Raw genomic sequence first — 13382 nt, 5'->3', positions numbered from 1 at the left:
GCCTGGCAATGAGAAAAATTCGCCGCCGACGGAAGCGTCAGCTCTTGGAGCGTCCCATCAGCGCGACCGGGCCTGGCTCGAGCACCTTGGGCGGCGCGTTGAGGGTATCAACCGGCGCCACTTCGCTGTCGGTGTCCGCCAGGAACTTGTCGAGCATGCCCTGGATCGAGCTCTTCGCGCCATCCGGTCCGGTGTCGCGCATGTCGTTGTGCTGGAAGTCCGTCTTCACGACGGTGATGCCCGCCTTCTCGCACTCCTCGTCCGTCGGGAGCACGCCGGGATCAGTCTTGAACTGCGGATCCTTCGAGCGGAAGGACAGGATCTTGAACTTGCCGGCAGTGACGAACGGAACGCGCAGATTGTCGAGCGTCACGACCTTCTTGACCTCGTCCGGATACTGCTTGGCGAAATACATGGTGATGTCGCCGCCCATGGAATGGCCGACCATGGTCACCCTGTCGTAGTTGGCGTTGGGCTGGACGCCTTTCATTTCGTGCAGCGCCAGATGGATGTTGGCCACACCACGCAAAATCTGCGGCAGGCGGCCGACATAGAGTTCGCCCGGCTTGGTCACCATCGGCGGATCGGTCGGCAGATCATGCTGCGGGCTGACCACGAGATATCCGCGCATCGCAAAGACGTTGGCGAGGAAGCCATACTCGGTGTTCTTGACGGTGTTGCCGTGGTTGATCACTGCGACCGGCAGCGTGATCAAGCCGCTATCCGCCTGCATCTCGCGGTCACGACGGACGGCGATATCAACCGGCACCGGGCGGTTGTCGCGCGAGGCATCGTAGAAGGTGATCGTCTCGTGCTTGATGGCCCACTTCGCCATCGTGAAATAGGCAACGCCTACCAGGGCGGTGACGGAAACCAGAACGGCAATTCCACGCTTCATGTTCGTCCTCAGCCTCACGCTCAGGCTCTTCTGGCCTGAACTCCCGTTTGAAATTGTGTTGCTTGAAGGCTCTTGGGCCCCTTGTCGGTTATTCCCTAATATATGTCACAGTGACGTGACGGGAAGGCTAAATATTGTGAACCGGCAGCCCTTTCGTTGTGCGCTGCACTCGTCTAGCGGGCACGGTATTCCAAGACCACAAAGACCACTACGTTCGGTACTATGGTCCTTTTGACGCAACCTGTCTGCGCGGGGTTCAATCGCGACTGCCCCACCCGGTTCCCGTGGAACCGTCGGCTCCGTCGAAATAATCTTCAGTGGAAGTAGCTGCGTACCGCGCCCGGTCAGGCGCCGAGGATGTCGTGAAGTTCGAGCGGCTTGTCGACCTGGCTGAACCATTCGGCGCGGTTCGCGGCGCGGCGGCGTCCGCGCTCGTCGAGCGGCAGCTTGAGCTGGCGGAGCAGGCTGGTCACCTCCTCGCGGGCGGTGACGTGGCCGAGATTGGGCCGCATGCCGAGGGTCGCTTCATCGATATCGTCGAGGGCCGTCAGGCCACGCGGAAAAAATTCGCGGTAGACGACACGTTCGGCAAAGCCGTCGACATAGCGGAAGCCGAGCCGAAGCGACAATTCCTTCAATCCGTCGGCGACGAGCTGCTTGTTGCGCGAGCCCAGCATCGACAGGCGGTTGCGCACGACGATCCAGTCGGAGGTCGAGCCGTCGAGCTGGCGGCGCTTGCGGCGGGTGTCGCGAACCATCTCGGCATAGTGGCTCTCGCCGGTCACCGCATAGTTGGCGGGATCGACGGTGCCGAGCACATCGAAGTCGAGGAAGCTGTCGTTGATCGGCGTGACCAGCGTATCCGCCATCGAATGCGCGAGCCGCATCAGGTAGCTGTCGGTGCCGGGCGTATCGATCACGATGAAATCGAAGTTGCTCTCGACCGCCGAGACCGCCTCCATAAACTGGAGGAACTCGGAGTTCTCGTTGTCGGCGATCTGCATCGTCTCGCCGAGCTTGATGCAACGATGCACCGGCAACTCGAGGGCGAGGCCGGTGCGGCGCGCCCAGGCGGAACGGTTGTTGATGTAGCGCGTAAAGCTCTGCTGGCGGCAGTCGAGGTCGATGGTGGCAACGCGCTGGCCGGCCTTCAGCAGCGCGACCGCGATGTGCAGGGCAGTGGTGGATTTCCCAGAGCCACCCTTCTCGTTGCCGAGCACGACAACGTGCGCCGAGCCCAATTGGCCTTGGCTAGCCTGCACAAGCATGTAGGAATCCTCGACGCCCCGAACAATTATCTTCACTTGACCGCGTCTGCGGTCAAGTGAAATGCGTGACAGGAAATGCAAATCGCAACGCGCAGTTCTTAATCATGAATCGCACACGCATTTCGCGTCTGTGATCCAGCTGCATTGTTGCTCGCGCGAAACTTCTCTGACTCCAGCGGGGTGCATGGCGTCCACCAGTGCCGCTTGTTAAGGTTAGCCCCTGTTCCGCGGAACGTCGCCCGGCGGCCACGACTTCAGCCAAGACTCCGGAAGCCAGGAATCCGGAAGCCAAGACTCCAGAAGCCAAGAGTTGCGATGCCAAGAAGCCCCTTGATCGCCCGCACGGTCCCTGCCCTGCGGCGCAGCCTCGATGCTCTTCGCAAGCGGAAGGCCACGGTCGCACTGGTGCCGACGATGGGCGCGCTCCATGACGGGCATGTGTCGCTGGTGCGCCTCGCCAGGCGACGCGCGAGCCGGGTCGTCGTCTCGATCTTCGTCAACCCCACTCAGTTCGCGCCGACCGAGGATTTCGGCGCCTACCCACGCACCTGGAACGCCGATATCGCCAAACTCGCGGCGGAGGATGTCGACCTCGTCTGGCACCCGACGGTCGAGGCCATGTATCCGGAGGGCTTTGCCACCCGCATCGTGCCGCAGGGACCGGCGCTCGCCGGATTGGAGGATCGCTTCCGGCCGCATTTCTTCGGCGGCGTCGCCACCGTCGTCGCCAAGCTGTTCACGCAGTGTCGCCCGGATGTCGCGATCTTCGGCGAGAAGGACTTTCAACAGCTGCGGGTGGTGACGCAGATGGCCGGGGATCTCGACCTCGGCGTCAAAGTGGTTGGCTCGCGCACGGTGCGCGAGCGCGACGGGCTCGCGATGTCCTCGCGCAACGTCTATCTGTCGGCCGAGGAGCGCAAGCTCGCCCCCACCCTCTACCGAGCCATGACGGAGAGCGCTGGGCGGATCCGCGCCGGCGAAGCGATCGCGTCGGTGATGGCGGATGGCGCCGGGATGATCGAAAAGGCCGGCTTTGCGCCCGACTATTTTGAAGCCCGCCATGCCGAGACGCTGGCGCCGGTCACCTCGCGCAAGGACGGGCCACTGCGCATCCTGGTGGCGGCGCGACTCGGCACCACCCGCCTGATCGACAATATCCCCGTGTAGGACGCCCAGGTTGCGCTTGCGCGGTTCCTCGCCTGCATGGATGATCGGCGCGGGCGTGGAAAGCCAGGGCATGTCATCCATCCGCACGATCATCGCGAGCTGTGTGCTGGCGCTCGCCGCCGGCGGCATCGCACAAGCGCAGCAGCGGCCGCCGATCGGCGTGTTCGGCTCGCCGCCGAACGCCATGATCTTCTATGTCGCCCATGGTCCCGCCGGCGCCTGCGGACCCGGCTGCTCGGACTGGATCGCCGCCGAGGGCACCGTGCAATGGGACAGCTACAAGCGACTGATCGCGATCCTCGACCGCCAGCAAGGCCGAAAGCTCCCGCTCGTCATCCATAGCTGGGGCGAGTCCGATCTCAATGTCGCGACCAGCCTCGGCCGCATCCTGCGCGACCACGGCCTCGACGCCACCGCCGGTGCAACCGAGGTCGAGGCCTGCGCCGGCAAGCCCGAGGCCGAATGCTTTGTGTTGAAGCGCCCGGGCGGACCGCTCGACGCCAGGGTGACGGTACCGAACCCGGCCTGCGACTTCGCCTGCCTGCTCATGCTCGCTGGCGGCGTGCATCGCAGCCTGCCGCAGGGCGCGAAGGTGGTGCTGACGGGACGCTTTATCCGCAACCGCGTTGCGCCCAACGTCTCGGCTGAGCAGCGCGAGAGCCTGACGGCGCATTTTGGCGAGCAGTACCGCCGATACCTGCACGATATGGGGGTCGAGCCGGAGCTGATCGACATCGTGGACCGTCTTGGCGAAGGCGGGCGCGGGATCGAGATGCCGTCAACCGACTGGGCGCGGCTGCATCTCGTCACGCCGCCTTAGCGGCCACCTACAGCAATCCGAGATCGCGCAACTCGCGCCGCATCGGCTCGGGCATCGCCGCGATGGTTCCGGCGGCGGCCTTGCCGAGATCGGGCGGCACGGCATCTTCCGTCAGATAGCGCCACCCCTGGAATGGCCGCATCGGGCGCGGCGACACCGAGATCACCTTGGGCTGCATCACGATGCGGCAACGTCCTATGCCGTCCTTGTCGCGGAACGGCTCGATGCCGATGATCTTTTCGCGCGCGGCGATCTCGCCCTTGATCACCCAGTAGAGCGAACCGCCCGAGAGGATCTCGTCGCCACGCTTGGGCACCATGCGGGTGACGTGGACGTGGTGTTGCGGCAGCCCCTTCTTCTTGGCGGCCTGCATCCGCTCGGCGATCCACTCCTTCAATTCCTTGACGGAGTCGCAACCGACGGCGAGCTTGATCAGATGTAGTGACATGCCCCCAGCATTAGCGGGCCGGCCGCGGCTTTGAAAGCCGAACTAATTGTTATCCGCAGCCGCGGGAGCCGGAGCCGGCGCGGGCTGCGCAGCCGGCGCGATCTGAACCGGCGGAGCCGCAGGCGCACGCGCAGCCTTCGGAGCAGGCGGCTTCTTGGCAGCCGGCGGCGGCCCCGAGGCTTGCGCCGAAGTTGCCGCAGCAGGCGCGCGCGGCGCAGCCGGCGCTGCTGCGGTTCCCGATGGCGGGGCCGGCCTCGTGGCTGGCTCCGGCGCCATGATGCTCACCGCGGGCGTATTCGCGGCGCTCGGGAACTCTGCATTGGTCGGCTTGCCGGTCGGCACGGAAGGCGGCAGCGCGGCGACCGCACCCGGCATCGCCGCCACCGGCGTGTTCCAGCTCGATGCGTAGCGCGCGACCAGCCCCTCATAGACATGGGCGTCCATGTTGGCGGCGACCCGTTGCTGATCCGTCAGCGAACGGAACGCGGGGCAATCGAATTGCGTGCAACCGTCGCGGGCCACCAACACCTGCGCAACGAGACCATAGCGGTCGTGCTCGATGGCCCGTCGCAACGCCTTGAGTTCCGGGCTCAGGTTTTTGCCGGCGGCCGCAACATCGCCGAGCGCGGTGAGACGGCCGATCTGGGCCGCGGTGTAGGAGACGGCGGCGGCGGTCGCTTCGGGCGAGCCGAACAGCGCCTTCTCGCAGGCCGCCAGAACGGTGTCGCCGGCCAGATCGTCAATGCAGGACAGCGCGGGCAGCGCGGCGGTCGTCACGGGCCGCGCGCGGGCTTCGCTCGCCGGTCCCTCTCCGCTCGGTGTGTAGGCGCGAATGGTCGCCGCGACCGCGATGCCGATCGCGAGCAGCGTGATCACGGTCAGCGCTCCATTGGCGACCGATCGCTCGGCGCGCAGCAGCGTGATCAGAAGGATCAGGCCGAAGAAGCCGGCGGCGGCCAGCGTCAGCCACATCGGAAAGCCCGCCGAGCGCCAGACTTCGTCGAGCGAATTGGTCCATGCCCAGTTCATGCGCGACGTCCCCTCACGCGAGCCGAGATGAAATTCAGTGATGGTAGCTGCCCGCAAAGCAGCAGCAGCCCGCTCACGATGTCGACTTGAACCGGGCCTTTTGACGGCGGGTCGACCTCCAATTCGTCATCCCACCCTTGCGTACCCTGTCACGACAAGGCGAGCTGGCTTTCCTTGGCAACCCGTTCGAAGGCTTCGGTCGAGCTCTTGATCCGATACTGACAATCGTCACCCTCGGTCGGCAGCAGGCGAATGACCTCGTAGGTACCACTGGCAGCCGGGCGCGCGATATTGCTGGCCGTGAAAAGGACGCGCGCGCCCACCGGGAATTTGTGCTTCAACACCCTCTCCATCACTCAAACAACGCCTGCCGCGCCCACGTGTCCCGCTGCGGCGGCCGGCCGGAAGCCCGGCGCGGTGTATAGCACGCGGCCGGCCTTCTTGGCCAGCGCTATGCCACTATGGCAAATGTGTGATTTTGGTAATATTTTCAGCACGATAGCGGGCAGATCGTCCGCCAGGGGTACCGTCTGGAACCGCCGACCGCCTCAGGCCCCGTGGGGCAGCTTTCCGTCGGGGCTCGCATTATCCACAGCCTTGGGCAGCTCCTGGGCCAGGATCTGGCTGATCTGGTCGACCGGGATGTTGTAGCGCGCGGCAAGCTGCCTGACCGTGTCGTTGCCGAGCACCTGGCGGAGCTGGTCGGCCGATATCGGCAGGTTCTGGCCGTTGCCGAGCCACGACTTGACCTGATCCCCGAAGCCCGCCTGCTCGAGCTTGGCGACGATGGCGCCCAGGCCGCCCTGGTTGTTGCTGCCGAGCACCTCGTTGAGCACGGCCGGCAGCACCGCTGCGCCAAGCTGGCCGAGCGCGCTACGGAATGCGGGGTTGTTCTCAAGCGCGTCGAAGATTCCCATGGCCCGTCTCTCTCCCCTTGCGCCCGATGCGCGTTTCTCGTCGCCGATTGAGCGCCGCCTGCCGACCTGCCGTCAAGCCGCGCCCAATCACATTCCTGTCTGCGCGCCGATCCCGCCTCGCCTACGCGGTTTCGAACTTCTCGATGACCAGCGTTTCGGCGAGCCCGTCTCGCGTCCATTCCTGGAATGCTGGCTGCGCCAGCATGGTGTCCATATAGGCACGCGTCTGCGGCGTGACCTCGATCGCATAGGTGCGGAAGCGGTGCACAACTGGCGCATACATCGCGTCCGCCGCGCCGAAGCGGCCGAACAGGAACGGTCCGCCCGCGCCATAGCGCTCGCGGCACTGCTGCCAGATCTCCTGCACACGCGCGATGTTGGCTTGCGCATCCGCCGACAGCGTCACGGCACGCATCGGCCGATGCAGGTTCATGCCGCATTCGCCGCGCAGCGCCATGAAGCCGGAATGCATCTCGGCGCACACCGAACGGGCATGCGCGCGCGCCGCGACGTCGTCGGGCCAAAGCTTCTTCTCCGGAAAGCGCTCGGCGATGTATTCGATGATGCTGAGCGAATCCCACACCGTGACGTCGCCGTCGACCAGCACCGGCACCTTGCCGGCGCGGCTGAAGGAGATGATGCGCTGCTTGTCGGCGGGATTGTCGGTGTAGAGCGGGATCACGACTTCCTCGAACGGGATGTCGTTGGCGCGCAGCGCGAGCCAGGGGCGCATCGACCATGACGAATAGTTCTTGTTGCCGATCGCGAGTCTTAGCGCCATGTGACTGGTCCTTCTCAAACGCTGGTCCATCAAGCCGCTGCTTTTAACGCCATCGCCTGCACGCAATCAATCGTTGCCGCGGCGAACCATGCATGGCAATCCTGCGCGCCAATGAGGGGGTCACAATGAGCGGATACTGGATCGACATCGCCGCGGTCGGCTTCTTCGTGCTGGAATGGCTGGTCTACGCCATCACGCTGGAGCACTCGGCCTATGGCCGCGACAGCCTGTCGGCCCGCATGAACCGCTACCGCGAGGTCTGGGTGCGCCGGCTGCTCGATCGCGAGGCACGCATGGTCGACATGCAGATCATGGCCTCGCTCCAGAACGGCACCGCCTTCTTCGCCTCCACCAGCCTGTTCGCGATCGGCGGCGCGCTGGCACTGCTGCATGCGACCAACGACGCGCTCGTCATCCTCTCCAAGCTGCCGGTCGATCTCAGCCCCTCGCCCGCGCTGTGGGAGCTGAAGTGCGTCGGCCTCGTCCTGATCTGCGTCTACGCCTTCTTCAAGTTCGCCTGGGCCTATCGCCTGTTCAACTATGTCGCGATCCTGTTCGGTGGCATGCCGCCGGCCTCCCAGCGCGGCACGCCAGAGGCCGAAGCGCATGTCCTGCGCACCTCCCGCCTGTTCGAATCGGCCGGCCGGCACTTCAACCGCGGCCAGCGCGCCTTCTTCTTTGCGCTCGGCTATCTCGGCTGGTTCGTCAGCCCCTGGGTGCTGTTCGTGACGACGGCCGCGGTGGTGATCGTGACGTGGCGAAGACAGTTTGCGTCCAGTGCATGGGCGGCGATGGCGCCTGAGCGGGCGGCGCCGAAGGGGCTAGATCAATCGTCATGGCAAGGCGGTGAACCGTCATCCTGAGGTGCGAGCCGCGCAGTGCAAAAGCATTGCGCTGGGAGCCTCGAAGGATGAACGGCCGAGGTGCAGCGCGGCCGATTGCCGACGTGAGACAGCATTTGCGCTGCGGACAGGACCTACGAGGAAACCGCGCCAGCTTCGCGCCAGCTTCGCGCCGTAAACGACCTCAACGGGATGCTACGGTCGCGCTCGGTGGACTCCGCCAGCATTGCTGAACGCGAACTGACGGAACGAGAAGGCAAGTGCGACGGACGCCCCCTTCTCGCGTGACTGAAAATCGGCGAGCCATCCGACGTTGTCCACTTTTTCCTGGTCAGCTTATGAACCGTCAAGAGCGCCGGGCTGCGGCCAAACAATCCCAGAAGATCGCACCGCAAAATCTGGAGGCCGCAAAACGAAGTTTGGAGGCCGCGAAGCAGGGCAAATCGCTGTTTGATCTCGGCCGGTATGCCGAAGCCCTGGAGTGCTTCAACCTGTTCGAGAAGCTCAATCCGAATATCGCAGCTCTGCATCAAACGCGCGGCCTTTGCTTCCAGCGGTTGGGCCGGTTCGAGGAAGCGCAGGCCGATTTCGAGAGGTCCATTGTGCTGAACCCCGGCGAGGCGGAGACGCACAAGAACCTTGGCACGCTCCATTCGAGATTTGGCCGGATGGAGCAGGCACTAGCGAGCATCGATCGCGCGCTCGAACTTCGTCCGAATTTTTCCGCAGCGCTCAACGAAAAGGCACGGGCGTTGTGGAGCCTGCAATTTGTGGATGAGGCTTTCGCGGCCTTCCACAAATCGCAGGCGATAGATCCGGGCAATGCCCACACGATCTGGAATCTCGCGCTGCTTCAGATGCTGACCGGAGATTTTGAGCGGGGCTGGTTGGGACGCGAGGCCCGTTGGAAAGCGTCTCTCGGCCTCGTCGATCGCGGATTTTCGCAGCCCCTCTGGCTTCGTCACCAGCCGATCGAAGGCAAGACCATATTGCTTCATGCCGACGAGGGATTGGGCGATGCAATTCAGTTTGCGCGCTATGTGCCCATCGTGGCCGCGCTCGGCGCTCAGGTCGTCCTGGAGGTCCCGCCTCCGCTCCAGCGGCTCCTGGCTGAGGTGTCCGGCGTCGCAACATGTATCGGCCGATCGTCTTCGGCGTCGCTGGGGTTCGACCTGCACTGCCCGCTTGGAAGCCTGCCCCTGGCGTTCGGGACGCGGCTCGATACGATCCCGTTCGCCGAGCCGTACCTCCCTGCGCCCCCGCCGGCGCGCGTGAAGGCCTGGGAAGACCGGTTTGAAGACCGGATTGGCCCCCGCAATCGCTTCCGCGTCGGTCTTGCCTGGTCGGGGAATCCGGATCACAACAACGATCACAACCGATCGATGGCACTGCGCACGCTTGCTCCCCTGCTGGATTGCGACGTCCAGTTCGTCAGCCTGCAAAAAGGCGTCCGGGATCAGGACCGCCCGTTCCTCGGCGAACGCTCCGACATCGTCGACCTGACGGACCAGCTCACGGACTTCAGCGACACCGCGGCGCTGATTTCCTGCCTTGATCTGGTGATCTCGGTCGACACCAGCGTCGTCCATCTCGCCGGCGCGCTGGGCGCTCCCGTCTGGACCATGTTGCCTTTCAACCCGGATTGGCGCTGGCTGCTCAACCGCGACGACAGCCCGTGGTATTCGTCCATGAGGCTGTTCAGGCAACCCAGGAGAGGCGACTGGGCCAGCGTCGTGGACAGCGTTCGCCTCGAACTGGAGGGCCTGGTTTCCGCGCGGCAGTCGGAACCGCGGCAACACCCGGGCAAGGCCTTGCCCCCCAAACCCCAGGATGCGCTCCTCTCGAATTACCTCGGCTATCAGCACTGGCAACTCGGGCGCATGGACGAGGCTGTGCTGCATTTCCAGCGGGCGCTGAAACTGAATCCGCAATACCTGGAGGCAACGAATAACTGCGGCAAGCTGCTGTTTGATCTCGGCCGATATGCGGAAGCCCTGGAATACCTGGACGTAGCAGAGAAACTGAATCCGAATTCCGCAGTTCTGTATCAAATGCGCGGCGTTTGCCTCCAAGAGGCGAACCGGTTCGAGGAAGCGGAGGCCGACTACGGGAAGTCTATTGCACTGGACTCCGGTCTGCCGGAAACGCACAACAACCTTGGCTTGCTTCATTCGAGACTTGGCCGGATCGAGCAGGCACTCGCGAGCTTCGATCGCGCGCTCGAGCTTCGTCCGGATTTTGCCGCAGCGCTTTCCAACAAGGCATGGATATTGTTGGATCTGCAATTGCTGGATGAAGCCTTCGCGACCTTTCACAGATCCTTGGCGATCGACCCAGACCGCGCGCCGACGATTTTCAATTTCGCTCTGCTTCAGCTGCTGACCGGAGACTTTGCGCGGGGCTGGCTGGGACGCGAGGCCCGTTGGAAAGCATCGTCCCTCGGCCTCGCCGGTCGCGGTTTTTCCCGCCCCCTTTGGCTTGGTGACCAGCCGATCGAAGGCAAGACCATATTGCTTCATGCCGACGAGGGATTGGGCGATGCAATTCAGTTTGCGCGCTATGTGCCCATGGTGGCCGCGCTCGGCGCTCGAGTGATCCTGGAAGTCCAGCCTCCGATCCAGCAGCTCCTGGCTAGGGTGCCCGGCGTCGCAACGTGTACCGTCCGATCGTCTTCGACGTCGCTGCCGTTCGACCTGCACTGCCCTCTTGGAAGCCTGCCGCTGGCGTTCGGGACGCGGCTCGATGCGATCCCGTTCGCAGAGCCGTACCTTCCTGCGCCTCCGGCGGCGCGCGTGGAGGCCTGGGAAGACAGGCTTGAAGACCGGATTGGCCCCCGCAATCGCTTCCGTGTCGGTCTTGTCTGGTGGGGGAATCCGGATCACAAGAACGATCACAACCGGTCGATGGCACTGCGCACGCTCGCTCCTCTCCTGGATTGCGACGTCCAGTTCGTCAGCCTGCAAAAAGGCGTCCGGGATCAGGACCGGGCGTTCCTCGGCGAATGTTCCAACACAGTGGACCTGACGGAACAGCTCACGGATTTCAGCGACACGGCGGCACTGATTTCCTGTCTCGATCTGGTGATCTCGGTCGACACCGGCGTCGTTCACCTCGCCGGCGCGCTGGGCGCTCCCGTTTGGACCATGTTGCCTTTCAACCCAGATTGGCGCTGGCTGCTGAACCGCGACGACAGCCCGTGGTATCGGTCCATGAGGCTGTTCAGGCAAAACGCGCCGCGCGAATGGTCGGGAGTCATCGAGCAGGTGCGCACCGAATTGCGCAAGGTCATTGCTGGCTGGAGCCCGGAGAAAAGGACGATCGGCGCAGAGTAATCCCCCGGCAAAGCCGGGGCCTTAGGAATTGGGAAGCCCCCCGAGATGCTGCCTCAGCTCGTTGTGCAACGTCTTTGTCCGCTCTCGGGGGGCAAAGTAGAAGCTTTGTGCTTGCGCCGAGGATTTCGCTTTATGACCCTGGCTGTGTGAAAAGCCACGAGTCGGCTAGGATTTCTCCGTTTCCTGATGGGGGATACGGATGGGACGCTTCGTTAAAGGCGCGGACAGATCCCAGCTGACGCTCTTGCCGGAATGTCTGGAGGATTGGGTAAGCAAGGACAACGCGGTTCATGTGATCGATGCGTTTGTCGAGGCGATCGACCTGCATGGAATGGGGTTTGAGCGTGTGATCGCCAAGGAGACAGGCCGGCCGTCCTATCATCCGGCAGTCCTTCTGAAGCTTTACATCTACGGTTATCTCAATCGGGTGCAATCCAGTCGCCGTCTAGAACGTGAGGCGTGCCGCAATATCGAGGTGATGTGGCTGATCGCCCGCCTGGCTCCCGATCATAAGACGATCGCCGATTTCCGGAAGGACAATGGAGCGGCGATCCGGAAGGTTTGTGCGAAGTTCATTGCACTATGCCGGCAAATGGGCCTGTTGCAGACCCCAAGCGTCGCGATCGACGGCAGCAAGTTCAAGGCGGTGAACAACCGCGACCGCAACTTCACGCATGCCAAGATGACGAGGCGGATGGCGCAGATCGAGGAAAGCGTCGGTCGATATCTGCGTCAACTCGATAGCGCCGATCGGCAGGGGCCATCGGAAGCGATTAGCATCAAGACGACGAGAATCAAGGAAAAGATCGCTCGGCTGAAGCAGGAGATGAGCCGCCTGGAAGTGCTTGATGCGGAGATGCGCAACACGCCGGATCAACAGATATCGCTCACCGATCCGGATGCCCGTTCGATGGCCACCAGCGGACGCGGATCGGGTGTCGTCGGCTACAATGTCCAGGTCGCGGTGGACACCGAACACCATCTGATTGTCACGCACGAGGTCATAAACGTAGGCAACGACCGTGGGCAGCTTGCTCGGATGTCGAAGCAAGCCAAAGAAGTGCTCGAAGTGGACAAACTCGAGGCGATCGCCGACCGTGGCTACTTCGACGGAGAGGAGATATTAGCCTGCGAAGAGGCTGGCGTTGCAGTCACCTTGCCCAAGCCCATGACGTCGAACGCCAAGGCGGAGGGCCGGTTCGGCAAACAGGACTTCGCCTACCTGCCTGATGAGGACGTCTACCGCTGCCCATCCGGCCAGCTGCTGCCCTATCACTACACCAACATCGAGCATGGAATGACGCTGCGCCGTTACTGGTCGACAGCGGCGTGCCAAGGCTGCGCGATCAAGAGCCAATGTACGCCGTCCAAGGAACGCCGCATCGCGCGCTGGGAGCATGAGCATGTGGTCGAGGAGGTCCAGAGACGGCTCGATTCCGATCCCGACGCCATGCGGACGCGGCGCGAGACGGTCGAGCATCCCTTCGGCACGATCAAAGCCCGTATGGGTGCGACCCACTTCCTGATGAAGCGCCTACGGAATGTCGCCGCTGAGATGGCGCTGCATGTTCTCGCCTATAACCTCACACGGGTGATGAACATCGTCGGCAAACCGAGCCTGATTGCAGCCATCCGCGCCGCCTGAAGGCCGGAAAGTGCGTCCAAAAGCGCAATACCGCGTCGCGATACCCACTTTGGCCGTCATCGAACGATCCGACGCGAGAACATGAGCCGCCTGCAACGATTGACGATCACGGCCGCGTGCCGACCTATCCGTTTACACACAACCATGACCCGATTGCGACATGGCTAGACCAGAGTCGTCTTACCAGTGTCACAACGACGCGATCGACCCAACGGTGTGCCGCACACCAGCGCCC

At 63.6% G+C, this 13382-nt stretch carries 12 protein-coding genes; 5 read left to right on the top strand and 7 right to left on the bottom strand.

Translation table 11 applies throughout. From position 1 onward, the window contains the following. Positions 1–37: 37 nt before the first annotated feature. A complete protein-coding gene (locus SO156_RS04085) occupies positions 38–898 on the bottom strand; it encodes an alpha/beta fold hydrolase (RefSeq protein ID WP_458143037.1) in 861 nt (286 codons plus the stop codon). A 344-nt stretch (positions 899–1242) separates the two neighbouring features. Continuing rightward, positions 1243–2166 (bottom strand): division plane positioning ATPase MipZ, encoded by a 924-nt coding sequence (locus SO156_RS04080; protein ID WP_458143035.1) that lies wholly within the window; start codon positions 2164–2166, stop codon positions 1243–1245. 315 nt (positions 2167–2481) lie between these two features. Between SO156_RS04080 and panC the strand changes: the two genes are divergently transcribed. Continuing rightward, entirely contained in the window at positions 2482–3333 is an 852-nt protein-coding gene (panC, locus tag SO156_RS04075) for a pantoate--beta-alanine ligase (protein ID WP_458143033.1), read from the top strand. A gap of 70 nt (positions 3334–3403) precedes the next feature. Beyond that, the gene (locus SO156_RS04070) at positions 3404–4153 is read left to right on the top strand and encodes a hypothetical protein (RefSeq protein ID WP_498533929.1); all 750 of its coding nucleotides are present in this window, start codon (positions 3404–3406) and stop codon (positions 4151–4153) included. 7 nt (positions 4154–4160) lie between these two features. Here SO156_RS04070 and SO156_RS04065 read toward each other — a convergent pair whose 3' ends face one another. The 5 genes from SO156_RS04065 to SO156_RS04045 all read right to left on the bottom strand — a co-directional run bounded on the left by SO156_RS04065 (position 4161) and on the right by SO156_RS04045 (position 7328). After that, positions 4161–4601, bottom strand: a complete 441-nt coding sequence (locus SO156_RS04065; RefSeq protein ID WP_458143029.1) for a DUF1489 family protein — start codon at positions 4599–4601, stop codon at positions 4161–4163. A 42-nt stretch (positions 4602–4643) separates the two neighbouring features. Next, a complete protein-coding gene (locus tag SO156_RS04060) occupies positions 4644–5630 on the bottom strand; it encodes a hypothetical protein (protein ID WP_498533928.1) in 987 nt (328 codons plus the stop codon). Between the two features lie 149 nt (positions 5631–5779). Further along, on the bottom strand, positions 5780–5983 hold the full coding sequence (locus SO156_RS04055; RefSeq protein ID WP_156944292.1) for a hypothetical protein: 204 nt from the start codon (positions 5981–5983) through the stop codon (positions 5780–5782). Positions 5984–6178: 195 nt separating this feature from the next. After that, on the bottom strand, positions 6179–6547 hold the full coding sequence (locus SO156_RS04050) for a YidB family protein (RefSeq protein WP_458143025.1): 369 nt from the start codon (positions 6545–6547) through the stop codon (positions 6179–6181). 121 nt (positions 6548–6668) lie between these two features. After that, positions 6669–7328 carry a glutathione S-transferase family protein gene (locus SO156_RS04045; RefSeq protein ID WP_498533927.1) on the bottom strand — a complete coding sequence of 220 codons (660 nt, stop codon included), beginning with the start codon at positions 7326–7328 and terminating at the stop codon, positions 6669–6671. Between the two features lie 125 nt (positions 7329–7453). On the opposite strand from SO156_RS04045, the gene SO156_RS04040 reads away from it, so the two are divergent. The 3 genes from SO156_RS04040 to SO156_RS04030 all read left to right on the top strand — a co-directional run bounded on the left by SO156_RS04040 (position 7454) and on the right by SO156_RS04030 (position 13147). Then, positions 7454–8191 (top strand): DUF599 domain-containing protein, encoded by a 738-nt coding sequence (locus SO156_RS04040; RefSeq protein WP_498534048.1) that lies wholly within the window; start codon positions 7454–7456, stop codon positions 8189–8191. A gap of 398 nt (positions 8192–8589) precedes the next feature. After that, complete coding sequence (locus tag SO156_RS04035) at positions 8590–11502, top strand: tetratricopeptide repeat protein (protein ID WP_498533926.1); 2913 nt, start codon at positions 8590–8592, stop codon at positions 11500–11502. Between the two features lie 199 nt (positions 11503–11701). Beyond that, on the top strand, positions 11702–13147 hold the full coding sequence (locus tag SO156_RS04030) for an IS1182 family transposase (RefSeq protein ID WP_498533925.1): 1446 nt from the start codon (positions 11702–11704) through the stop codon (positions 13145–13147). Positions 13148–13382 lie beyond the last annotated feature (235 nt).

It is taken from the genome of Bradyrhizobium sp. UFLA05-125 (assembly GCF_059803515.1).
This window is presented reverse-complemented; position numbering and strand designations above follow the sequence as displayed.